This is a genomic window from Stenotrophomonas sp., from assembly GCF_032099025.1.
In the GTDB taxonomy this organism is placed as follows: Bacteria; Pseudomonadota; Gammaproteobacteria; order Xanthomonadales; family Xanthomonadaceae; genus Stenotrophomonas.
The window spans coordinates 58,265-80,375 of record NZ_DAMCID010000017.1; the positions used below are offsets into that span (position 1 = coordinate 58,265).

General features: G+C 66.7%; 21 protein-coding genes. 7 read left to right on the plus strand and 14 right to left on the minus strand.

Going from position 1 to position 22,111, the window contains the following annotated elements; genetic code table 11:
* Nucleotides 1-14: 14 nt before the first annotated feature.
* From RT456_RS13220 to RT456_RS13230, 3 genes are read right to left on the minus strand one after another with little or no spacing between them, the layout of a single operon-like run.
* On the minus strand, nt 15-1,304 hold the full coding sequence (locus RT456_RS13220) for an MFS transporter (protein WP_313347371.1): 1,290 nt from the start codon (nt 1,302-1,304) through the stop codon (nt 15-17).
* Nucleotides 1,301-3,538, minus strand: a complete 2,238-nt coding sequence (locus tag RT456_RS13225; protein ID WP_313347373.1) for an oligoalginate lyase — start codon at nt 3,536-3,538, stop codon at nt 1,301-1,303. The genes RT456_RS13220 and RT456_RS13225 overlap by 4 nt, the downstream gene beginning before the upstream one ends.
* Nucleotides 3,535-5,742, minus strand: coding sequence for a polysaccharide lyase 6 family protein (locus RT456_RS13230; protein ID WP_313347375.1), 2,208 nt, complete (start codon nt 5,740-5,742; stop codon nt 3,535-3,537). Before RT456_RS13230 ends, RT456_RS13225 begins: the two co-directional genes overlap by 4 nt.
* A 358-nt stretch (nt 5,743-6,100) precedes the next feature.
* Between RT456_RS13230 and RT456_RS13235 the strand changes: the two genes are divergently transcribed.
* Complete coding sequence (locus RT456_RS13235) at nt 6,101-8,992, plus strand: TonB-dependent receptor (RefSeq protein WP_313347377.1); 2,892 nt, start codon at nt 6,101-6,103, stop codon at nt 8,990-8,992.
* Between the two features lie 44 nt (nt 8,993-9,036).
* Nucleotides 9,037-9,780: a FadR/GntR family transcriptional regulator gene (locus tag RT456_RS13240; RefSeq protein WP_313347379.1), complete on the plus strand. Its 744-nt coding sequence runs from the start codon at nt 9,037-9,039 to the stop codon at nt 9,778-9,780.
* Nucleotides 9,781-9,782: 2 nt separating this feature from the next.
* On the opposite strand, the gene RT456_RS13245 is transcribed toward RT456_RS13240, so the two are convergent.
* A complete protein-coding gene (locus RT456_RS13245) occupies nt 9,783-10,172 on the minus strand; it encodes a DUF6165 family protein (RefSeq protein ID WP_313347381.1) in 390 nt (129 codons plus the stop codon).
* Nucleotides 10,173-10,388: 216 nt separating this feature from the next.
* Here RT456_RS13245 and RT456_RS13250 point away from each other — a divergent pair, with 216 nt between their 5' ends.
* Entirely contained in the window at nt 10,389-11,054 is a 666-nt protein-coding gene (locus RT456_RS13250) for a TorF family putative porin (protein ID WP_313347383.1), read from the plus strand.
* Nucleotides 11,055-11,175: 121 nt separating this feature from the next.
* On the opposite strand, the gene RT456_RS13255 is transcribed toward RT456_RS13250, so the two are convergent.
* The gene (locus RT456_RS13255) at nt 11,176-11,646 is read right to left on the minus strand and encodes a DUF1456 family protein (protein WP_313347385.1); all 471 of its coding nucleotides are present in this window, start codon (nt 11,644-11,646) and stop codon (nt 11,176-11,178) included.
* 155 nt (nt 11,647-11,801) lie between these two features.
* Between RT456_RS13255 and RT456_RS13260 the strand changes: the two genes are divergently transcribed.
* Complete coding sequence (locus RT456_RS13260) at nt 11,802-12,287, plus strand: hypothetical protein (protein WP_313347387.1); 486 nt, start codon at nt 11,802-11,804, stop codon at nt 12,285-12,287.
* A 71-nt stretch (nt 12,288-12,358) separates the two neighbouring features.
* Nucleotides 12,359-13,108, plus strand: coding sequence for an SDR family NAD(P)-dependent oxidoreductase (locus RT456_RS13265; protein WP_313347389.1), 750 nt, complete (start codon nt 12,359-12,361; stop codon nt 13,106-13,108).
* On the opposite strand, the gene RT456_RS13270 is transcribed toward RT456_RS13265, so the two are convergent.
* From RT456_RS13270 to RT456_RS13310, 9 genes are all read right to left on the minus strand, one after another.
* On the minus strand, nt 13,109-13,465 hold the full coding sequence (locus RT456_RS13270) for a VOC family protein (protein ID WP_313347391.1): 357 nt from the start codon (nt 13,463-13,465) through the stop codon (nt 13,109-13,111).
* Nucleotides 13,466-13,871: 406 nt separating this feature from the next.
* Complete coding sequence (locus tag RT456_RS13275; RefSeq protein WP_313347393.1) at nt 13,872-14,720, minus strand: SPOR domain-containing protein; 849 nt, start codon at nt 14,718-14,720, stop codon at nt 13,872-13,874.
* Between the two features lie 18 nt (nt 14,721-14,738).
* Nucleotides 14,739-16,427, minus strand: coding sequence for an arginine--tRNA ligase (argS, locus tag RT456_RS13280; protein WP_313347394.1), 1,689 nt, complete (start codon nt 16,425-16,427; stop codon nt 14,739-14,741).
* Between the two features lie 153 nt (nt 16,428-16,580).
* On the minus strand, nt 16,581-17,279 hold the full coding sequence (gene radC, locus RT456_RS13285) for a DNA repair protein RadC (protein WP_313347395.1): 699 nt from the start codon (nt 17,277-17,279) through the stop codon (nt 16,581-16,583).
* Nucleotides 17,280-17,500: 221 nt separating this feature from the next.
* Nucleotides 17,501-17,764 carry a hypothetical protein gene (locus RT456_RS13290; RefSeq protein ID WP_313347397.1) on the minus strand — a complete coding sequence of 88 codons (264 nt, stop codon included), beginning with the start codon at nt 17,762-17,764 and terminating at the stop codon, nt 17,501-17,503.
* A gap of 73 nt (nt 17,765-17,837) precedes the next feature.
* Nucleotides 17,838-18,239, minus strand: coding sequence for a DUF5655 domain-containing protein (locus RT456_RS13295; RefSeq protein ID WP_313347399.1), 402 nt, complete (start codon nt 18,237-18,239; stop codon nt 17,838-17,840).
* A gap of 132 nt (nt 18,240-18,371) precedes the next feature.
* Nucleotides 18,372-18,497 carry a hypothetical protein gene (locus RT456_RS13300; protein ID WP_313347401.1) on the minus strand — a complete coding sequence of 42 codons (126 nt, stop codon included), beginning with the start codon at nt 18,495-18,497 and terminating at the stop codon, nt 18,372-18,374.
* Nucleotides 18,494-18,904 (minus strand): hypothetical protein, encoded by a 411-nt coding sequence (locus RT456_RS13305; RefSeq protein WP_313347403.1) that lies wholly within the window; start codon nt 18,902-18,904, stop codon nt 18,494-18,496. Before RT456_RS13305 ends, RT456_RS13300 begins: the two co-directional genes overlap by 4 nt.
* 303 nt (nt 18,905-19,207) lie before the next feature.
* Nucleotides 19,208-20,095 carry an aspartyl protease family protein gene (locus RT456_RS13310; protein ID WP_313347405.1) on the minus strand — a complete coding sequence of 296 codons (888 nt, stop codon included), beginning with the start codon at nt 20,093-20,095 and terminating at the stop codon, nt 19,208-19,210.
* A 276-nt stretch (nt 20,096-20,371) separates the two neighbouring features.
* On the opposite strand from RT456_RS13310, the gene coaBC reads away from it, so the two are divergent.
* Nucleotides 20,372-21,628, plus strand: a complete 1,257-nt coding sequence (coaBC, locus tag RT456_RS13315) for a bifunctional phosphopantothenoylcysteine decarboxylase/phosphopantothenate--cysteine ligase CoaBC (RefSeq protein WP_313347407.1) — start codon at nt 20,372-20,374, stop codon at nt 21,626-21,628.
* Nucleotides 21,625-22,098, plus strand: a complete 474-nt coding sequence (gene dut / locus RT456_RS13320; RefSeq protein WP_313347408.1) for a dUTP diphosphatase — start codon at nt 21,625-21,627, stop codon at nt 22,096-22,098. The genes coaBC and dut overlap by 4 nt, the downstream gene beginning before the upstream one ends.
* Nucleotides 22,099-22,111 lie beyond the last annotated feature (13 nt).

Here is a 22,111-nt window from a genome sequence, read left to right on the forward strand (position 1 = left end):
GGGGAAAAGAAACGTCAGCGGTGCGGCGGCGCGTCGACCTTCTCGACACGTCCGGTCACCAGCCACAGGGCGAGCAGGGAGGCGGGCACCAGCGCCGCCACCAGGATGAAAATGGGTGCGTAGGAGTCGCGGGTCATCACCGGCACCAGCCACGTGGTGATCAGCGTGCCGGCCACCGCGGCCATGCCGCCCAGGCCGGCCAGCGAACCGACGGACTTGCCGTTGAAGATGTCGCCGGGCAGGGTCTGGATGTTGCCGATGGCGATCTGGAAGCCGAACAGCACGAAGGCAATCGTCACCACCGCCCACACCGGGTCGGTGGCCAGCACCGCGCCCAGCAGCGCCGGCGCCATGATCGCGCCGCCCAGGGTGATCACCCATTTGCGGGCCCGGTCCACGCTCCAGCCCGCGCCGATCAGCCGGCCGGACAACCAGCCGCCACCCAGGCTGCCGATCATCGCGCCCACATACGGCACCCAGGCGAAGATGCCGATCTGCTTGATGTCGAAGCCGAAGGTGTCGGCCAGGTAGATCGGCAGCCACGACACGAACAGCCACCAGATCGGGTCGATGAAGAAGCGCGTCGCCAGGATGCCCCAGGTCTGCCGGTGGCCCAGCAGCTGGCGCACGTTGGGTGCGTATTCGACCTTGGGCACCGCCGGCTGTTCGGTGGGCGCGTCGAGGATCAACGCGCGCTCGGCGGCGCTCACCCACGGGTGCTTGTCCGGTCCGGCGCGGTAGATGATCAGCCACGGCAGCAGCCACACGAAGCCGATGGCACCGATCAGGATGAAGGTGCCGCGCCAGCCCAGCCACACGAACAGCAGCGCGATCAGCGGCGCCGAGATGATCGCGCCGATGGAGGCGCCGGCATTGAACACGCCCTGCGCCAGCGCCCGCTCACGCGCCGGGAACCATTCGGCATTGGCCTTCACCGCGCCGGGCCATGCGCCTGCCTCGCTGATGCCCAGCATCGCGCGCACGATGCTGAAGGACAGGATCGAGTGGGTGACCGAATGCAGCGCGATCGAGATCGACCACACCGCAATGGAGAGCGCGAAGCCGAGCCGGGTGCCGATGATGTCGAACAGCCGGCCGAACACGAACTGGCCGGCGGCGTAGAACAGCATGAACACCGTCACCAGCAGTGCGTAGTCTTCCTTGGTGGCGCCCACGTCCTTGGAGATCTCCGGCCACATCACCGCCAGTGCGTTGCGGTCGATGTAGTTGATCACCGTGGCCACTGCGATCAGGGCCACGATCAGCCAGCGGACGTAGGAACGGGTACGGGTGGAGACGTTCATTTGCCGCCCTTGCCGCTGGCGGTATCGAAGCGCTTCCAGCCGCCGGTCCAGTTCCAGCGCTGGCCGTCGGCGCTGACCTCATGGCTGCCGCCCCTGGACGGGTCATCGGCAATGCCCAGCGCCACGCGCTGGCCGCCGGCCAGGTCCAGCACCAGCACGCTGGCGTCCTTGCCGCGGTAGTGCGCGATGCGGTCGATGCGGCTGTTGGCCCCGCGCACGGTTTCAGCGGTGCCGTCGTACTGGCCATGCGGCTCCAGCACGCCGTAGAAGGTGGTGCTGGCCTGCCCGTCCACGCGCTGCAGCAGCATCGGCTCACGGCGCAGGTTGAACGAGGGATCGTTCGCGCCGCTCTCGCCGATCAGGGCGCGCGACGGTGCGGTACTGGCGAAGCGGTAGGTGTAGAAGCGCCCATCCAGCAACCAGGTCAGGCTGCGCGCCTCGGTGCCCGGTTCGCTCGATGCATCCACCCACACATGCTGGTAGCCGTTGGCCTTGCCCAGCACCGGGCGGGTGCTCACCGCGGACTGCGCCTTGAAGCCCACGTCCATGATGTGGCCGTTGAAGTGCAGCGGCAGGTCGTAGCGGGCCGGCTTGCTGCCGTCCACGCGCAGCAGGTCCAGCACCACCGGCTGGCCCAGCGACGGGTGCGAGAGCAGCGCCTGGGTGCGGGTGAAGGTCACCCCGTCGTACGCACCGTCCATGCGCGCCGAGGCGATCTGGGTGTCGTCGGTGACCGCGAACAGCAGCGGGGCCGGCGCCAGCGGCTGGCCCTTCTTCCAGTCGCCGCCGAAGTGGCTCTGCTCGTTCACCACCAGCGTGTTGTGGGCAAGCGTCTGCCGCGCCCAGCTGTTGTTCTCGGGCAGGTAGATGCCGCCGGCCTTCGCCTCGATGTTGAGGAAGCGGGCCGCGCCGTAATCGGTCACCACGCGCTGGCCGTTGTCGTAGAACAGCCAGTTGAGCTTGTCGAAGTGGCCGTGGCCCATGCCCTGCTTGGTGTTCTTCATCACCAGCGCCTGGCCGTCCTCGCCGCCCATGCGCAGGATGGCCAGCGCCCCTTCAGTGCCGTCCGGACCGTCGCGCAGCACCGTGGGCACGAAGGCGAACGGCTTGGCCTTGCCGTCGGCCAGTGCCTTGGCCACCTGCAGGCCTTCGGGCGAGAGCAGCACGCGCTTCTGCTGCTTGGCGACCGAGAGCAGGCGCGCGTCGCCGGTGTTGGCGTAGGCGATATCGATGCCGGCCACCACCTCTTCGGTATCCAGGCCCTTGTCCAGGATCGCGTCGTTGATGGGAATGAAGTAGCCGCCGTAGCTGCTCTGCACCAGTGCGTCCACCGCCTTGAGCAGCACCCCGTCGCGGCGCTTGAAGATGCCGCGCTGCGGGTCGTTGCGCTCCACCGCGTTGGCGAACAGGACGAATGGCGCCAGCGCGTAGCGCTGGTAGTAGGGGCCTTCTTCGTAATAACCGTCCGGCGAGAACAGCTGGTCCACCTGCTTGAGGAAGCCGGCGCTGCCATCGCGCTTGCTGCCCATCAACGCCTGTTCCACCAGTACCGGGTCGCGCAGCACGTACCCGGTCATGCCGGTGGCCGCGACCGCCCAGGTGGCGTGGTTGTGGATCTTGTCGAAGTTCTCCGGCGTGCCGCTCAGGAACTGCGCCATGGGCCGGAACACGTTGTCGTCGATGGTGCGGCGCTCGTCGGCAGTGAGGCTGTCGCGGATCGCGTCGTAGCCCTGCACCGCGTTGACCAGCCACACCGAATCATTGAGCGTCTGCCAGAACAGGCGGCCGGGAATCTGCCCGCGGCCCTGCGGGTGCGCGCCCAGCCCCGGGTAGAGTTTGGCGTACCCCAGCAGCAGGTCGCGGGCGAAGGTGGCGTAGGCCTTGTCGCCGGTGAGGCGGTACAGCGCGCCGGCGGCCTGGATGGCCTGGTAATTGCGCTTGTGCTGTTCATGGGTGTAACCACCCCCCTTGTCCTTGGGCACCGGCACGTCGATGCCGGCCTTCATCATCGCGCGCACCATCTTTTCGGCGCGCGCCTGTTCCTTGGCAAACATCGGGTAGGTCGCGCCATCGCGGCGCATCTGTTCCCACTGCGCGGCGGTGACCAGCACCGGTGCGCTGCCCGCTTCGCTGCTGCGCGCTGCCGCGCTCGGTGCCTGGGCGTGGGCGGCGGGAAGCGCGGCGGCGCTGAAGGTGGCCGCCAGCAGCAGCATCAGGGGCGTGGAACGCGTCATGGCAGGGTCTCGGCTGGGGTATCGGACTGCAGTGCCGCAGTAGCGGTGAAGGTGTTGCCGCGCAGGTGCAGCTGCGGCTCGCCGGTTTCATGGCTGAAGCGCACGCGGCCACTGCGGTTCCAGTGGGTGCGCTCCAGGCTGGCCAGCTGCACGCCGTGCAGGCGCAGGCTGGCATCGCCCTTCGCGCCCACCTCGTCCAGGGTGCTGCCGCGCAGGTGCAGCGCGGGCCCGAACGTGCTCTCGTCGGTGCCACCCCGGTACAGGTCCACCACTGCGCCGCCAATGCGACTGAAGCGCGAATCCAGGATGTCCACCACTTCCGCGTTGTAGGTGCCCAGGTCGTCGGTCTCGGCGGACGCGTTGATCACGCTGCCGCTGATGTCGTTCACCTGCACCTGTTGCAGGCGGATCGACCGTGCGAAGGTGCCCTTGCCGGTGTTGATCACATCGAACGCCTTGTTGCTGGTCAGGCCGTGAATGTGGCTGTGGGTGATGTCCAGCGTGTAGTTGAACGCCTGGCTGCCGGGCGGAACGCGCACCACGGCGTTGCCCGCCACGTCCGGGGCCAGGCTGCCATCGATGTCCAGCCGGGCAAGCCGCAGTGCACCGCCGGCGCGCAGCTCGAACAGCGACGGGCCGCTGAAGCGCACCCGGGCGGTGCCGTGCATCGGGCCCTCCACGCTGAGCGGGTGGGCGAGGGCGAGCACCTGGTTGACGCGGTAGTCGCCTGCCTTGAGCTGCAGGATGTCCCCCGGCGCGGTGTCGGCCACGGCGCGGGTGAGGGTGTCTTCGCCCGCCGCGACGGTGTGGCGGGCGCCGCTGTCCACGGATACCTGTGTGTGCTGCTTGGGATACCAGTCCACGCCGACCTGTTCGCGTGGGATCGGCGCCAGGTCACGCGGCGCGCCGACCTCGGTACCGGCCGGCGGATACAGCAGGCCGTTGGCCGCACGCTGCAGGGTGAGGGCACGGCTGCTGACCCCGCCCGGGAAGCCCGGCGATGCCGTGGGGCTCTGCACGTTGCCGCCGAAGGTGATGCCGGACAGGTCGCCCTGCACGCGCAGCGGGTCGTCGCTGCCATCGCCCACGAACAGGTTGCGGCTGATCCTGCTGCGCACCGGCATGGCGTTGCGCTCGGCGTCCAACCCGGCGCCGAGGAACAGGTGGCCCACCTGCACGAAGCTGTTGCTGCGGATCTGTGCGTTGTCCACCTGTTCGTAGCGGTTCAACGGGGCGTCGCGGGTGCCGGCCATGACCGCCAGCGCCGAGGCGAAGCCATCGCCCACCACGCCCTCGAAATAGTTGTCGCGCACGATCTGGTCGCGGTTGATCACGCGCACGCCGCCGGTATGCGCCTTGCCGTCGCCCAGGAACACGTTGCGTTCCACCACGTTGCCGTGGCCGTGGCGCAGCACCAGCGAGCCGCGTGACTGCTTGAACACGTTGCCGCGGTAAAGGTTGCCGCCGGACTTGTTGGAGACGATCTCCACTTCGCCGTCGCAGTGTTCAAACCAGTTGTTCTCCACCACCGTGTTGGACGCCGACTGCGAATCGTGGCTGGTGCCGACGCGGATCGTCTCGCCGCCATTGCTGCCCAGGTTGGGGCGCGGCCCGAACCAGTTGTGGTCGATGCGGTGGCGGTTGTCCAGCCCGCTGGTGGCGTTGCGCACCACCACCAGGGTGGTGCCGGCGTTGGTCTTGCCCACCAGCTGGTTGTGGTCGAAGCGGTTGTACGCGCCGTACATCCCTACCCAGTTGTCGGACTGGGCGCGGTCGGGCTTGTTGTAGCCGTCGATGACAATGCCGGTCACCCGGCTGTGCTCGGCCCACTCGCTGGAGGAGCGGCGGAAGCTCACCACCTCCCCGCCCGGCGCCCAGCCATCCCGGAACACCAGGTTGGACACCTCCAGGTAAGCCCCGGCCAGCCGCAGCTGCGACTGCCCGCTCAGGATCACCTTGCCCGGGGTCTGGGCCGTCAGTCGAATTGGTTGACCAATTTTGCCGGTCCCCGTCAGCAGCAGATCCACATCGCGCCAGGTCCCGTCGGCCAGGATCACCGTGTCACCCGGTTTCAGCGCGTTGGCAGCCGCAGCGTACCCGGCCGCGTCATGCACCAGATACTCGGCCGACCACGCAACGCCCGGCGCGGGCAGCAGTGCGAGAATGGCAGCGACGGTTCCGAAGCGTCCGCCCGTACGGCCCATCGGCGCTTCAACGCATGGACCCCACCAACGCCGCCGGTTCACCGCCCCACAAAAACAAACATCTTGTTGCTGTGCCACAGGCTAACCCTCCCAGATCACCGTAGACCTCAACGCGAGCCCGGATGGTAACAGCTCCAACCGCAACGACGTCAACCACAATCGCATACCACTTTCGGCGTATGTGGTCTGCGGTTTGCGCATATATCTGCTGCATCCGCACATAAAATTGGTCATTAGTGGGCTAGGTGGATCACCGGGGTAGACTTTAGTACCAATTCATTGACATTGGTCTTTGAACCGTGAATCTTCCGGATCGAATCCGTGTAGTCGGACGATCCATCCTGGGAGGGAGATCACGATGTTGCATGACCGCCGTACGGCCTCGCCACGAGGCCTTCGCCACACCGCGCTGCACAGCGCGCTGTTCTACGCCCTGTGTGCCACTGCGGCCTTGCCGCTGGCCCACGCACAGGACGCCGATGTTCCGGCCAGCGCACCCGCGCAGGCCACCACGCTCGACCAGGTCCAGGTGACCGGGACGCGCGGCACCATCCAGACCTCGATCGACAAGAAGCGCGAGGAGACCGTGGTCTCCGACGTGTTGTCGGCCGAAGACATCGGCGACCTGCCGGCGCTGTCGATCGGCGAAGCCATCGAAACCATCACCGGCGCGTCCACCCATCGCGAGAAGGGCGGTGCGTCGGAAATCTCGATCCGCGGCCTGGGCCCGTTCCTGGGCTCCTCCACCTTCAACGGGCGCGAGGCCACCAACGGCAGCGGCGACCGCTCGGTCAACTTCAACCAGTTCCCGTCGGAGCTGATCAACACCGTGGCGATCTACAAGACCCAGCGCGCCGACTTCGTCGAAGGCGGCGTGGCCGGTACGGTCAACATGGAAACCGTCAAACCGCTGGAGTACGGCAAGCGCACCATCCAGCTGGACGGGCGTGGCACCTGGCAGGAATACGACGACCGCCTGAAGGACGGCGACGGCGTGGGCTGGCGCGGTACCGCCAGCTACATCGACCAGTTCGAGTTCAGCAACGGCGGCAAGCTCGGCGTTTCCGTCGGCCTGCAGGCGCTCGAGGGCAGCAACCCGGAAGAGATGTTCTCCAGCAGCACCACCTGGGCGGCCTGCGACGGTCGCGAAGTGGTTGGCGCCACCCGCAACTGCACCCCGGTCAACGGCAACGACGTGGCCAACGGCGTGCCGTACTACCTGGCACCGGGCAGCCGTCTGTACCGCCAGTTCATTGAACACGACAAGCGCGATTCGCAGTTCGGCGCGCTGCAGTGGCGGCCCAACGACGCGGTGGAAGTGAACCTGGACTACCAGCACTCCAAGCGCGATTACACCGAAGACCGCTCGGACCTGACGTTGTCGTCGATGATGCGCAACCTCAACAACCGCGTGGTCACCGACGACGGCGCGCTGATCAGCCACACCGGCAGCAGCACCATCGATTCCACCGGCAACTTCCTGGAGCGCAACGAGGAATACACCGGCGGTGGGTTGAACCTGATCGTGCGGCCCAGCCCGGCGTGGATGCTCTCCACGGATCTGTCCTATTCCAACACCCAGCGTTCGCAGATCGAACGCTCCACCCGCCTGCGCGCCGGCCGTACCGATGTCAACGGCAGGCCGGTGGCGGGCATCAAGAACACCCGCTATGTCGACTACACCTACGACTACAGCGGCGACGTGCCCAGCATCTACCTGGATCCGGCGTTCGATGTGAACAACCCGGACAACTTCACCGACTCGGCGCTGATCCGCCGCCGCCAGCAGGACCGCGAGCACACCATCCGTGCCGGTCGCTTCGACGCGGCATTCACCCCGGAAAGTGGCTTCTTCACCGCACTGAAGGGCGGCCTGCGCCGTTCCGAGGCAACCTACACCGACTTCACCGACACCGTGGACGTCACCACCACGAACGTTGCCGCGATCCGCGCCGCCAACCAGGCCTGCCGCCAGGCGTTCCCGCAGGACGATTTCCTGGCCAATGCCAGCGGCAACACCATCGACCAGTGGGCCACCTTCGACAGCCGTTGCCTGTTCAAGGCCTTCACCGGCGCGGACGACACCGGCCTGAGCGCGGACCTGCGCGACCCGGCCAACAACGATGTGACCGAGAAAACCAGCGCCGTCTACCTGATGGGTGACTACAGCAGCGAATGGTTCGGCGTGCCGGTCACCGGCAACATCGGCGTGCGCTGGGTGCACACCGACGTGCGCTCGATGGGCCTGCGCAGCGGGCTGGATGTGGTCAACAACCCCGACGGCACCGTCACCTTGCGGCCCAATGGAGATTTCACCCGGCAGGTGCTCAAGTCCAGCAACAACGAATGGCTGCCCAGCTTCAATGCCGCCTTCGAACTGCGCCCGGACCTGCTCCTGCGCGTGGCCGCTTACCGTGCCATGTCGCGCCCGGACCTGGCCGCGCTCGGCTACGGCCGCAGCTTCAACCTGGATGAAGTGGACACCGAGTTCGACAGCGTTGCCGACGCGCTGGGCAACATCACCGCCACCGGCAACCCGCGCGCCACCCCGCTGATGTCCTGGAACGCCGATGTCTCGCTGGAGTGGTACGCCAACGCCGATTCCATGCTCTCCACCGCGGTGTACTACAAGCAGTTCAACGGCGGCTCGGTGCCGGTGGTGGTAGGTGAAAACTTCGACATCGACGGTGAGAGCGTCACCGTACCGGTGGAGCAGTTGGCCACCAGCGACCAGAAAAGCGACCTGATCGGTTTCGAGCTGACCGGCTCGCACAGCTTCTCCTACCTGCCTGGGATCTTCTCCGGGCTGGGCGTGAAGGCCAGCTACAACTACGCCCATTCCAACTTCAAGACCGAAGACCTGCGCCTGGGCGAGTCCACCGACCCGGCCACCGGCATCGTCACCCCCGGCATCGTGGAGCCGGCCAACATCTTCGGCCTGTCCAAACACGTGGCCTCGGCGCAGGTGTACTGGGGCCTGGGCAAGCTGGACCTGCAGGCCATCTACAAGTACCGCTCCGACTACTACCAGCAGTTTGTCGGCGACCCGGCGCAGAACCGCTATGTCCGCGACAATGGCTCGCTGGACTTCCGCGCCACCTACAAGGTGAACAACCACCTGTCGGTGTCGCTGTCGGCCAGCAACCTCACCGACGAGCCGCGGGTGTCGGATATGCCCATCCTGGGCAGCTTCCGCGAGTACACCACCTACGGGCGGCGGTATTATCTCGGGGTACGCTACCGGTTCTAAACAAGCGTGTTGGTTCCCAGCCACCGTACAGCCAGGCCTTGATGATGTCCGAACCCCGTCTTTACCAGTCCATTGCCGCTGAAATCGTCGCGCTGATCGAGAAGGGCGAATTCCCGCCCGGCTCGCGCCTGCCGGGCGAACGCGACCTGGCCGAACGGCTGGGGGTGAGCCGGGTCACCGTGCGTGAGGCGGAAATCGCGCTGGAAGCGCAGGGCCTGATCACCATCAAGACCGGCTCCGGGGTCTACGTGAAGGCACGTCCGGCGGCCGCCCCTGGCGCGCTGCCGGATGTATCGGCGTTCGACCTCACCGCCGCCCGGGCGGTGATCGAGGCCGAGGCGGCGGCCATGGCGGCCAGCCGCATCACCGATGCGGAAGTGCAGATGCTGGAAGGGTTGATCGCGGCGATGACCGACCCGGCATCGCCCGAGGCAGCGGCCAGCGAGGCCGACCGCCAGTTCCACCTGGCCATTGCGCGCATTGCCGGCAACCCGGTGGTGGAGCACTGCGTGCAGCTGATCTGGCGCATGCGCAATGAACTGCCGCGCGTGCGCCAGGTGTATGCCAACGTGTGCCACAACGACGGCGACACCCGCAACGACGAACACACCGCCATCCTCGATGGCCTGCGCATGCGTGACCCGGGTGCGGCGCGCACGGCGATGCGCAATCACTTCCAGCGTCTGTTCGAATCGATGCTGGAAGTCACCGAAAACGAGGCGCTGGCGGAGATCCGCCGGCGCACCCAGCAGGACCGCGAACGGTTCCTGGCCGCTACCGCGCGCTGACCTCATTCCCCCTGGTACTGCTTCTCTTCCACCAGCTGCGACCCGGCGATCCGGTTGATCTCGTTTTTCACCTTCACCCGCTCGCCATTGGTGCCGTAGACACCGCGCGCGAGCTGGATGAACTGATCATCGAACACCTGCGCCGCTTCCTTGTCACGCAGCTGGTCCTGGATATCCCACATGCGCTCGTTGATTGCCTTGAGCTGGGTCTTCAACGCATCCAGCCCTGGCTGTGCGGCCAGCTGTTCCTGCCACAGCGGCAGCAGCCCATCCAGTTCGGTGCGCACGTTGGCGACCTTGCCCGCATCGGTGATGCGCTCGGCCTTGATTTCCAGGATGGTGATCTTGTCGATCAGCTCGCCAATCGATACCGGGGTCAGGATCGCGTCCACGCCATTCTCGCTGCAGGTCAGTCAGGGTGCTCATGATAGCGCGGGCCGCCTGAAGGTCTGGTGGGCAGCTTTTACGCGGATTTTGCGCGCGCTCCCGCCATGGCGCATGGCGACTTTACGGGCGCGCTCACCACACTGTGCGCTTCAACGGCGCGGCCGTTTTCTTGAGTGGTGGACGTGGTGGCAAAGCAGCAGACACGGCGCGCGGTGCGCCGGATGGGCGGGGTGGTTCTGGGCCTGGCGATCAGTGGTTCGGCGCTGGCCGGCGTGGACGGCAACGCTACGTTGACCTCCGACTACGTCTGGCGCGGCAGCTCGCAGACGATGGAAGATCCCACCGTGCAGGCCGGGGTCAAGCTCAGCAGTGAATCGGGCTGGTACGCCTCGGCGTGGGGGTCAGGCGTGTCGTTCGAACCGGACGTGGGTGCACGCAGCGAATTCGACCTCGTCGCCGGCTGGAGCGGCGCGCTGGCGCCGGACTGGGCGCTGGACGTCAACCTCACCCACTACCTGTACCCGTCCACCGACGTGGACCTGGACTGGACCGAGCTCAACAGCACGCTGACCTGGAAGGAGCGCTACTGGGTGAGCGTCGGCGTGTCCGACGATGCCCTGGCCAGCGGCCGCACCGGCACGTACGCCCAGTTGGGCGCACGCATGCCGCTGGGCGAGCAGTGGCGCATCGAAGGTGCGGTGGGCCAGTACTGGCTCGACAGCGCCTACGCCGACGACTACCTGCACGGGCAGCTCAGCGCCATCTGGACCGTGCACGGGCCGTGGGAACTGCGCGTGACCGCGCACGACACCGACCGCGCCGCCAAGCGGCTGTTCGGCAGCAACGCCGGTTCCCGTGTCGAATTCGCGATCCAGACCACGTTCTGATCAATCCGGTGCCCGGCCCTCGCCGCCCGGGCACCGCGCGCAGCCACGCAGGGCGTGGCTCTACGCCGGAGACATCACCCACCAGACCTGACGGTAGAGCCACGCCCTGCGTGGCTGCACCTCACGCCGCGCGAACGCGCAGCGTCAAACCCTTCAGGAAATTACGCAGCAGCTGATCGCCGCAGGCGCGGAAATTCTTGTGGTCCGGCTGGCGGAACAGCGCCGACAGCTCCGGCTTCGACACCGGGAACCCTGCAGCGTTGAAGATCTCATGCATGTCCACGTCCTTCAGCTCGAAGGCAACACGCAGCTTCTTCAACACCAGGTTGTTGGTGATCCGCTTCTCCACCGGGCGCAGCGGCTGGCTCTCATCGCGGCCACGGAAATGCACGATCAACCCGTCCAGGAAGTGCGCCAGCGTGCGGTCGTCGCAGGCCACGAAGCCTTCCTCGTCTTCCTTGCGCAGCCAACCGGCCACATCGGCCTTGTCCACCACGAAGGCCGGGTCGGCCAGGGCACAGGTGTCGGCAATCATGCCGTCGCTGAGGTCGAGCATGTAGCGGATGCTGCGCAGTACATCGTTGTTGATCATGGGACGTCCAATACCGCCGACGCGGCTGCGTGGCTGGCCACCATTTTACCCCCAGCCGGCGGCCACGCCCGCCCAGGTCGCCGCTGCTGTCATCTGGCTGCCATGAAAGTGAAGCACAGTGCGGGCCTCAGCATCGACAGGCAGTGGAGCAGGCAATGCGCAGGTGGCAGGTTCTGGCGGGTGTGGGCATGGTCTGGCTGGCCGCGGCGGCCTCGGCCCAGGCCCCGTATGTGGCGATTGAACAGCGCGTGGACCCGCAGCAACTGGCGGACGTAGGCCTTACCCCCGCCCAGCTGCAGACCCTGAACCGGCTGCTGCGCGAGGCCGACGCCCGTGCCCCGGCAGCCGCCACCCCGGCCGCCCCGGCGCCGCTGCCCGGTGCGCCGACCCCGGCACCGATGTTCCCCGGACTGGATGACGGTCCCATCCACGCCAGCGTGACCGGCGAGGTCAGCGGCTGGCAGCCCGGCACCGTCTTCACCCTGGACAACGGCCAGCAATGGCAGGTGCTCAAGGGCGAAATGAAGCTCAAGGCCACCCGCGCCAACCCCGCCATCGTGGTGGTGCCGGGCATTGCCGGGCGCTGGTTCCTGCAGGTGGACGAGGACCTGCCCAAGGCCCGCGTCTTCCGCATCCGCTGAAGCCGCCCGTCGGGGGCAACACGCGCCGGCGGACGGTGCGAAAATAGTCGGGATTCCCACGGAGTACCCCGATGACCCGTACCGCTCTGATTACCGGCGCCACTTCCGGCTTTGGCGCTGCCGCCGTCCATCGTTTCGCCCAGGCCGGCTGGCGGGTGATCGCCACGGGCCGCCGCGCCGAACGGCTGCAGCCGCTGGTGGACCAGTACGGCCCCGAGCGCGTGCACGCGGCGGTATTCGATGTGCGCGACAGCGCCGCCATGGAAGCGGCCTTGGCCGCACTGCCGGCCGGGTTCGCCGACATCGACCTGCTGGTCAACAACGCCGGCCTCGCCCAGGGCACCGCCCCGGCGCAGAGCGCCTCGCTGGACGGCTGGCGCACCATGATCGACACCAACGTCACCGCGCTGGTCACGCTTACCCACCGCCTGCTGCCGCAGCTGGTGGCGCGCAAGGGCGCCATCATCAACATCAGCTCGGTGGCCGGCGTGTACCCGTACCCGGGCGGCAACGCCTACGGTGGCACCAAGGCCTTCGTCAGCCAGTTCTCGCTCGGCCTGCGCTCGGACCTGCACGGCACCGGCGTGCGCGTGACCACCATCGAACCGGGCATGGCCGAGACCGAATTCACCCTGGTCCGCACCCACGGCAACCAGGCGGCCTCGGACACGCTCTACACCGGCGCCAACCCGATGACCGCCGACGACATCGCCGAGCAGATCTTCTGGGTCGCCACCCTGCCGGCGCACCTGAACATCAATCGCCTCGAACTGATGCCGGTCAGCCAGTCCTACGCCGGCTTCCAGGTGGCCCGCGACTGATCACACCGCCGACCACACCGCCAATTCATACCCATCCGGGTCGCGGAAATGGAATCGGCGCCCGCCCGGGAAATCGAACGCCGGCGTGGAGATCTCCGCGCCGGCACGCTCGACCCGCGCCTGCGTGGCCACCAGGTCGTCGGCGTACAGGATCACCAGCGGCCCACCGCTTCGCACCGGCCCATCGGTGGTGAAGCCACCGCGCAACCGCCCGTCGTTGAATTCGGTATAGCCCGGACCGTAATCCGTGAACGTCCACCCGAACACCTCGCCGTAAAACGCCTTGCTGCGGGCAATGTCGGAAACGTTGAATTCGATGTTGTCGATGCGGTGGTTGTTGCCGTCTGAACTGCCCATACGTGCTCCGTGCTGAAGGAATAGGACGCATAACGTAGCGCACCCGGCGCACCCGGCGCACCGGGCGCACCTGACGGTCCGACGGATCGACAGACCGACAAATCGACGACCGACAAATCGACAAATCGACAAATCGACGGATCGACGGATCGACGGGCCGACAAATCGACGGGCCGACAAATCGACGGATCGACGCACGGGTGGACCGACAGACCGACGGATCGACGGGCCGACGGGGTAGAGCGGACTGTTAGTCCGCTGCTCCACGAGGCATGCAACGCGGGTCCAAACAAAAAGCCCCGCGATGCGGGGCTTTCTGTTTGTTGGCTGCAGCCGACTAACAGTCGGCTCTACCCAGTCGGCAATACCGAGTCGGCATTACCCAGTCGGCTCTACCCAGCCAGCGCTATTGCGCCTTGATCGCCATCGCCTGCAACCCGGTGCCATCCAGCTTCTGCTTGGCTTCGGCCAGCTCGCCCGCACTGCCATACGGCCCCATGCGCACGCGGTACACCGTCTTGCCGTTGATCTGCGCCGATTCCACCCGCGCCGCCAACCCGATCATCGCCAGCTTGGCCTTGGTCGCTTCAGCATCGCCGGACGCACCAAACGCACCCGCCTGCAGGATGTAACGCACATTGCTGGCCGCCGGCTCAGCCGCTGCCGTGGCGGCGACCGGTGCAGCAGCGACGGGTGCCGGCTTCGGCGTTGCCGCCGCCGGTGCCGGGGTGGCCGCCGCCGTCGCGGCCGGACGCTCACTCACCGGGGCCGGCAGTGGCGCTGCCACCGGTGCGGTGGACGCCACGCTGGTCGAGGTGGCCGCTGCGGCCGGCACCGGGCGACCTTCCAGCGCCGCCTGCGCGCGCTGTGCTTCCACCTTGGCGCGGCGCTGGTCTTCCGCGCGCGCGCTGGCAGCCAGCTCCGCATCGGACATTTCCACTTCCTTGCCGGGCAGCAGGGTGTAGAAGTCGTACTGCGTGGCCGCCGGCTTCGCCGGCTCGGCAGGCTTGGCCGCACCCGGCTTGGGCAGTTCCGCGCCCATGTCGGTCTCCGCGTCGCTGACCGGGGCCGGCTGCGCGTTCGGGTTCGGCTGCGGGCCTACCCGCAGGAAGCCATCGCCGTCGTTCTTGAACAGGTTCGGTGCCGCCAGGAACACCACGGCGGCAATCGCCACGCCGGCCACCAGCCACACCCATCCGGGCGTGCCTTGGCTGGTGTTGCGTCGGGCCTGGGTTTTGCCGCGTCGTGCTGCCATTTACTGCTTCTCCACTACTTACATTTTTTCCGGGGCGGAAACGCCCAGGATGTTCAGACCATTGGCCAGCACCTGGCGTGCCGCGCAGGCCAGCGTCAGCTTGGCATTACGCTCGGCATCGTCAGCCACCAGCACCTGCGTGCCGTGATACCACGTGTGGAACGCGTGCGCCAATTCACGCAGGTACTGCGCGATCAGGTGCGGTTCCAGTGCGATACCGGCGGCTTCCACCACTTCCGGGAAGCGCGACATTTCCACCATCAGCCACAGCGACGCCTCGTCGTTCAGGGACGCCAGCCCGGTCAGGCCTTCAGCCGGCGTGTACGCCAGCCCCTTCTCCTGGCCCTGGCGCAGCAGGCTGCACACCCGCGCGTGCGCATACTGCACGTAGAACACCGGGTTGTCGTTGCTCTGCTGGCGCGCCAGGTCGATATCGAAGGTCAGCTGCGAATCGGGCTTGCGCGCGATCAGGAACCAGCGGGTCGCATCGCGGCCGGCTTCTTCGGTCAGGTCGCGCAGGGTCAGGTAGCTGCCGGCACGCTTGGACAGCTTCACTTCCTCGCCGCCGCGCATCACCGTCACCATCTGGTGCAGCACGTATTCCGGCCAGCCCTTGGGAATGCCCACGTCCAGCGCCTGCAGGCCGGCGCGCACGCGTGCCAGCGAACCGTGGTGGTCCGCGCCCAGCTCGGTGATCGCGCGCTCATAGCCGCGCTGCCACTTGGAGAGGTGATAGGCCACGTCCGGCAGGAAGTAGGTGTAGGTGCCGTCGGACTTGCGCATCACGCGGTCCTTGTCGTCACCGAAGTCGGTCGAGCGCAGCCACAGCGCGCCGCCTTCCTCATAGGTGTGGCCGGCCGTCTTCAGCTGGGCCACGGTCTCTTCGACCTTGCCGTCCTTGTACAGCGAGCTTTCCAGGAAGTAGATATCGAAATCCACCCCGAACGCGGCCAGGTCCTGGTTCTGCTCGTTGCGCAGGTAGGCCACCGCAAAGCGGCGGATCGCATCCAGGTTGTCCGGGTCGCGCTCGCCCACCACCGAATGGCCTTCCAGCTCCACCGTCGCGCCGGCCAGGTAGGCCTTGGCCACGTCTTCGATGTAGTCGCCGCGGTAACCCGCTTCCGGCCAGCCAGCGTCATCGGGCTTCAGGCCCTTGGCGCGCGCCTGGGTGGACAGGGCCAGGTTCTCGATCTGCACGCCGGCGTCGTTGTAATAGAACTCGCGCTTGGCGTTCCAGCCGTTTACTTCGAGCAGGCGGGCCAGGCAGTCGCCGATGGCCGCGGCGCGGCCGTGGCCGACGTGCAGTGGGCCGGTCGGGTTGGCCGACACGTATTCCACGCCCACGGTGCGGCCATTGCCGCTCAGGTTGTGGCCGTAATCGGCGCCTTCCTTGAGCACGCTGGCCGCTTCACGCTGGTAGGCGCTGGGGGCGAGGTGGAAATTGATGAAGCCCGGGCCGGCGATCTCAACGCGCAGCACGTCGTCGCTCTTGGGCAGCGCGTCCAGCAGCGCCTGGGCCAGGGCGCGCGGGTTGCTGCGCGCCGGCTTGGCCAGCAGCATGGCGGCATTGGTGGCGAAATCACCGTGTTCACGGGTCTTCGGGCGTTCCACCACGAATTCCGGGGTCAGGGTATCGGCCGGCAGAGTGCCGTTGGCGCGCAAGGCTTCGATGCCTTGGCTGATCAGGGCGCGGAGGAGATTTTTCACAGGGCCTGCTTGAAGACTGGAGCGGCGGAATCGGCAATTTTAGCCCAGAAGCCGTCCCGATCCATTGAACCGGGGCCAAGCGGGGGTGGGAAGCCGGGACGGAGTGGGGTGGGAGGCCTTGAGGGGCGGGGGACGGCGGCTTGACCTGGCCGTTCAGGTGCGGGCGAACGGGTCATGCCTGAGCCAGCCGCGCTCGGCCATGGAGACCGGGGCGCCGTCGCCCACCACGATGTGATCCACCAGCCGCACCCCGACCAGCGCCAGCGCCTGGTGCAGCTGGTGGGTGATGTCCCGGTCGGCCATCGAGGGCTCGGCCCGGCCGGACGGATGATTGTGGCTGACGATGACCGCCGCCGCGTTGTGCAGCAGGGCACGGCGCACCACTTCCCGGGGGTACACGGTGGCCGCGTCAATGGTGCCGGTGAACAGCTCTTCATAGGCCAGCGTGCGGTTGCGGGTATCCATGAACAATGCGGCAAAGACCTCCTGCGGCCGCGCGCGCAGCCGCAGCTTGAAGTAGCGTCCGGCCGCCCCGGGGTCGCAGACGCTGTCGCCGCGTTCAAGATCGGCCAGAAGATGGCGGCTGGCCAGCTCCAACGCGGCCACCAGCTTGCAGGCGCTGGCCGGGCCGAGGGCCGGCAGCTTCTTCAGCTGCGTGGCATCCATGTCCATGAGTCTGCGCAGCGGCCCGTGGTCGTCCAGCAGGCGGCGGGCACTCTGCACCGCATCGAGCCCGTTGCACCCGCTGCCGATGAACAGCGCCAGCAATTCCGAGTCGGACAGTGCCTCGGGTCCCAGCTTCAGCAGCTTCTCGCGGGGACGGTCGTGCTTGGGCCAATGTTTGATTGCCATCCGGACAGTGTCCGCGCTCGCGCACGCCGGTGGCATAGGAAACCGCCGCGCGGTCTGGTGGGGAAGAGCGCCTGCTATAAACGGCATTTCAACAGCTTCAGCGGACATCGGATGGAATACTGGAAGCGATTCGCCCTGGCGTGGTTCGGGACGTTCCTGATCCTCGCGCTCTACACCATCGCGGCGTGACGGACCACCGTACTCTGCACGCGGCCCGCGCGCTACTTCCCAGCACACTGCGCCATTGAGGTGGCCAGCACGTTGGGGAAGTCATCGGGAGCATGCCCGTTGTTGAACTCCTCCATCCGCCTGTCGCCGTAGTGCTTGTGTACCGCATCGTAGGTGCACTCGCATCGCGCCTTGTTCGATCCGCTCGCCGTGCAGCTGCCAATGAACGAGGACTCGAGCGCATTCGGCTTGCGTGCACACGCGGCAACAAGCAGTGCGGATACCGTCAACAGGATGAGTGTGTGCCAGCGATTCATGCGCATTTTGCAGTCCTTTGTGATTCGCAATTCGGGGTATCACGTATCCGGTGGGTCATGCGGCCAGCCGCCGCTACGTAAGTGAATGCTCGTACGCTTCACGCAGGAACGGCAGCATCGCGTCGAGTTCGTCCAACCGGCGCAGTTTGGCCACCACGGTGACCTGACTGCCATCCTCCACCACCTTGATGAAGGCGCTGCGCTGCACCCTCCGTCCCAGGTGAATCGCCAGGCGCAGTGCGTCGGTCATGATCACGGCGTCGGCGAACACCCGCCGGCTGCGGAACAGGATGTAACGCTCGCGGGTCACGCATTCCACTGGCCCCAGTGACGTGGCGAACGCCTCGACGTGCTCATACAGCGCCACGAGGTGTGCCGGCCTGTCCCGTAACACCGCGCTCCGTTCACCGGTTCCGCATGCGTGCCGCTGATTGGCACGGGTGAACGTTCGGTCACATTCCGGGCAAGTCCACATACGCCATGGAGTCCTGTGCCAACGCGGGGTTTGGGCCTGCTGCCGATCAGCAGATTGCCCGGCAGAGAGTGTCAGGCCAAATGCGGCGGTTGCCAAGTGGTTCCGATTGGCCGCCGGGACTATTTCCGTGGATCAGTCTTCAGATGTGTGTGATTTGCGCTGCCGGACTTCTTTATGCGTCTGCACCATCGTCCAGGCCGCGTAGCCAAGGCCTGCGAGAGAGATCACCACGGTGGTTGCGATGAGGGCAGTTGTCATGGCAGATGCTCCGAATGGATCAGGTGATTTCTTGCGATTCGATTGAACAATGAGTAACTGATAGCAAGCGATGTGAGTGCGATGCTACCTACGCAGTACATGATCGCCCGCTGATCGATCGCGTCGCCTCCAATCAGGGTCAAACAGAAAAGAACCCCATGAACGGCGATGAAAAAGGCGGATATGCCATTTTGGGTCGTCTTCCACGACCTGTCGGCACCGACCAGATGTTCGATTTCGTTGATGTTGGAGATATGGAGAACCAGTCCGAACGCGATGAAGTCCTGTGGCGAAAACGGCTCGATGCTGCCTTCCTTGGTCACCAGCCAGACAAGAAATCGAGAGAAGATCGGAAGCAAGCCGACCAGGACCGTGTACGCGAGCCATTTTGTCCTGGCTGTCTGCATATTTTGCTCCCGGCAACGAGGTTGCGATGACCCTGTAGGGAGCGAAGACTACGGCCAAGTCCGGGGTGATTGTGGACAGTCTGTCTCAGTCCAGAAAGAATCTATCGCTGTCGATGACCCTATGTCGCAACTCACCTCGTCTCGCGGGTACTCCACGACAGCGAGCGGCAATGTTCCCTGGCAGGGGAATCACGGCTCCGCCAGTCAGTCGATGGTCGAGAAGCGCGCATGCAAGGCGGTTTGAGGGGCCAATCGAGGCCCACTGAGCACCGCAGGCAATCAGGTGCGCGGGCGCCCTTTCGATCAACGGCATACCGCTACGACATGGCTGCGGGAGTCGATCATCACCACCGCGTCCTGCAGTGCATGCGCTCCTACCAGCAGCTCGGGATACTTCGGTGACACGCGAACCTCCATCTCGTCATGGCTCACCTGTCCCACCCGGATCGGACCTTTGACTACGGCGCGCCAGCTTTCCAGTTGTCCATTGGTCAGCTGCGAGCGGACCGATTCGCCGAGGGGCTGGTCGGAGACCTGCTCGAACACAGTCTGCGGCAATACAAAGCCGATGTTGGCACCCGTATCCAGCTGGGCAACGAACGGGTGCCCATCAATCGATACCGGTATGCGGAAGGCGCGCGTATAGGGCAGCGCATTGGCTGAGGAGGCGGCCAGCTGCTCCGTACGCGAGAACGTGAGCAATCTTTTCGGATAGTCGATCCGCAGCAGGCCGTCGGCAAAGAAGTCGCGCGCGAGAATCCCGTCGAACGCAGCGTCTGGCGCATTGCGTGCGTTGTAATCGCGGGCTATCACGTCCACGTCGCGATGCACCAACTCACCCAGTTGCAGCGCTTCGATTCGCGCCGTATTCACCCGGGCCTGGGCGACTCCGTCCGATGTGGTGGTCTCTCCGTGCAGGGGCAGGCCGAGTGCCGACACCAGGCGCATGTCGGCGCGCCCGATGCCGCTGGCGCCGGTATCCACGGCGAACCGATAGTGCTCCCGACCGTTGACGCGCGCCTGCACATAGATGCGTCCGTCGACGCTTTCGAAGGGTATCTGAACCAGCGTGCCGGTCAGCGGCTGGTGGGCAAGCCCGCAGGCATCGCTTGGCGCAGGCGGCGGGGCGGCCACGGCCGACGTCATCAGCAGAAGCGAGGCGGAAAGCAGTAAGGGGAGTGCATGAGTCATGGCGCGGTCCCTGCGTGTGAATGGGTCTGGTCCGCGCCATGCTGGCCTGATCCCCTTTTGCCTGCATCCACCCTGCGACCAATCACCCCTGCGGCCGATGGAACCCAGGCAGGGCGGGGTGAAACGATGGCGCGGTTCCTGCATGCGCGCCTTTCCCGCGCTCGGCCTGCCCGCCCGGCCTCATGACCAAAAACCTACTCCTTATGCCCCTGGGGCATCAGCCCCGCACACCCCATCGGGTAAGCTAATCCCCTCGGTTCGACAGGAAATTCGCAGGTGGCTGACTCCCCCCAGGCTTCCCCGGCGCAGGCGCGCCCGCTGGAAGGCCAGAAGCTGTTGTTGTGCGTGGGTGGCGGCATCGCGGCCTACAAGTCGCTGGAACTGGTGCGCCGGCTGCGCGACGCCGGGGCCCAGGTGCAGGTCGCCATGACCGCCGGGGCCCAGCAGTTCGTCACCCCGCTCAGCTTCCAGGCGCTGTCCGGCCAGCCCACCCGCACCACCCTGTGGGACAGCGCCGCCGAACAGGCCATGGGTCACATCGAGCTGGCCCGCTGGGCCGACCGCGTCATCGTGGCCCCCGCCACGGCCGACCTGCTGGCGCGGCTGGCCAATGGCCATGCCGACGATCTGGTCACCACCCTGTGCCTGGCCACCACCGCGCCGCTTACCGTGTGCCCGGCCATGAACCACCGCATGTGGCTGCACCCGGCCACCCAGGCCAACATCGGCCTGCTGCGCGCGCGCGGCGCCCAGGTGATCGGCCCGGAAGACGGCCCGCTGGCCGAAGGCGAGTCCGGCCCGGGCCGGCTCACCGAGCCGCACGCCATCGTCGCCGCGCTGGCGGCGCTGCAGTCGCCGTCCACCGTGCCCGCCGCCGAGCAGGCACTGAAGGGGCTGCGCGTGGTCATCAGCGCCGGCCCCACCTATGAAGACCTGGACCCGGTGCGCTACGTGGGCAACCGCAGCAGCGGCAAGATGGGCTACGCACTGGCCGCCGCGGCCGTGCGCCAGGGCGCGCAGGTGGTGCTGGTCAGTGGCCCGGTGCATCTGGCCACGCCGGCCGGCGTGCAGCGGGTGGACGTACGCTCGGCCGCGCAGATGCGCAGCGCCGTGCTCGATGCGCTGCCGGCCGACATCTATATAGGCGCTGCGGCGGTCTCGGATTACACCCCGCGCCAGGTGGCCCCGCAGAAGCTGAAGAAGACCGCCGGCACCCAGACCCTCACGCTGGAACTGGTGCGTACCCCGGACATCCTGGCCGAAGTGGCCGCGCAGACCCAGTCGCTGAAGCTGGTGGTCGGCTTTGCCGCCGAAACCCACGACGTGGAGAAGTACGCGCGCGGCAAGCTGGTCGACAAGCGATTGGATCTGGTGATCGCCAATCAGGTGGGCATCACAAACGGCGGCTTCGAAAGCGATGAGAATGCAGCGACCGCCTACTGGCCGGGTGGGGAACAGGTGTTCCCCGGCACCACCAAGGCGCTGCTGGCCGAACAACTGTTGTCCCTGATTGCCCAGAGGTTGCACGCATGACCCACGCTCCGTCCCTGCAGCCGCTGCAGGTGAAGCTGCTCGACCCCCGCTTCGGCGACAGCTGGCCGCTGCCGGCCTACGCCACCGAAGCCAGCGCCGGGCTGGACCTGCGCGCGGCGCTGGAGACCGAACTGACCCTGCAACCGGGCGACACGGCCCTCATTCCCAGCGGTATCGCCATCCACATTGCCGATCCGAACCTGTGCGCGGTGGTGTTGCCGCGCTCCGGGCTGGGCCACCGGCACGGCATCGTGCTGGGCAACGGCACCGGGCTGATTGACGCCGATTACCAGGGCCCGCTGCTGATCAGCGCCTGGAACCGCGGCCGCGAGCCCTTCACGCTGCAGCCGGGTGACCGTATTGCACAGCTGGTCGTGCTGCCGATTGCACGCGTGGGCCTGCAGGTAGTGGATACTTTCACCGACAGCGCCAGGGGAACGGGTGGATTCGGCCATACCGGGGTGCGCTGACAGGGGGAACATC

Excerpts from the sequence above, each read along its gene's own strand:
- RT456_RS13220 (WP_313347371.1), bottom strand. The coding sequence starts at position 1,304 with ATGAACGTCTCCACCCGTACCCGTTCCTACGTCCGCTGGCTGATCGTG.
- RT456_RS13225 (WP_313347373.1), bottom strand. The coding sequence starts at position 3,538 with ATGACGCGTTCCACGCCCCTGATGCTGCTGCTGGCGGCCACCTTCAGC.
- RT456_RS13230 (WP_313347375.1), bottom strand. The coding sequence starts at position 5,742 with ATGGGCCGTACGGGCGGACGCTTCGGAACCGTCGCTGCCATTCTCGCA.
- RT456_RS13235 (WP_313347377.1), top strand. The coding sequence starts at position 6,101 with ATGTTGCATGACCGCCGTACGGCCTCGCCACGAGGCCTTCGCCACACC.
- RT456_RS13240 (WP_313347379.1), top strand. The coding sequence starts at position 9,037 with ATGTCCGAACCCCGTCTTTACCAGTCCATTGCCGCTGAAATCGTCGCG.
- RT456_RS13250 (WP_313347383.1), top strand. The coding sequence starts at position 10,389 with ATGGGCGGGGTGGTTCTGGGCCTGGCGATCAGTGGTTCGGCGCTGGCC.
- RT456_RS13255 (WP_313347385.1), bottom strand. The coding sequence starts at position 11,646 with ATGATCAACAACGATGTACTGCGCAGCATCCGCTACATGCTCGACCTC.
- RT456_RS13260 (WP_313347387.1), top strand. The coding sequence starts at position 11,802 with ATGCGCAGGTGGCAGGTTCTGGCGGGTGTGGGCATGGTCTGGCTGGCC.
- RT456_RS13265 (WP_313347389.1), top strand. The coding sequence starts at position 12,359 with ATGACCCGTACCGCTCTGATTACCGGCGCCACTTCCGGCTTTGGCGCT.
- RT456_RS13270 (WP_313347391.1), bottom strand. The coding sequence starts at position 13,465 with ATGGGCAGTTCAGACGGCAACAACCACCGCATCGACAACATCGAATTC.
- RT456_RS13275 (WP_313347393.1), bottom strand. The coding sequence starts at position 14,720 with ATGGCAGCACGACGCGGCAAAACCCAGGCCCGACGCAACACCAGCCAA.
- radC (WP_313347395.1), bottom strand. The coding sequence starts at position 17,279 with ATGGCAATCAAACATTGGCCCAAGCACGACCGTCCCCGCGAGAAGCTG.
- RT456_RS13290 (WP_313347397.1), bottom strand. The coding sequence starts at position 17,764 with ATGAATCGCTGGCACACACTCATCCTGTTGACGGTATCCGCACTGCTT.
- RT456_RS13295 (WP_313347399.1), bottom strand. The coding sequence starts at position 18,239 with ATGTGGACTTGCCCGGAATGTGACCGAACGTTCACCCGTGCCAATCAG.
- RT456_RS13300 (WP_313347401.1), bottom strand. The coding sequence starts at position 18,497 with ATGACAACTGCCCTCATCGCAACCACCGTGGTGATCTCTCTCGCAGGC.
- RT456_RS13305 (WP_313347403.1), bottom strand. The coding sequence starts at position 18,904 with ATGCAGACAGCCAGGACAAAATGGCTCGCGTACACGGTCCTGGTCGGC.
- RT456_RS13310 (WP_313347405.1), bottom strand. The coding sequence starts at position 20,095 with ATGACTCATGCACTCCCCTTACTGCTTTCCGCCTCGCTTCTGCTGATG.
- dut (WP_313347408.1), top strand. The coding sequence starts at position 21,625 with ATGACCCACGCTCCGTCCCTGCAGCCGCTGCAGGTGAAGCTGCTCGAC.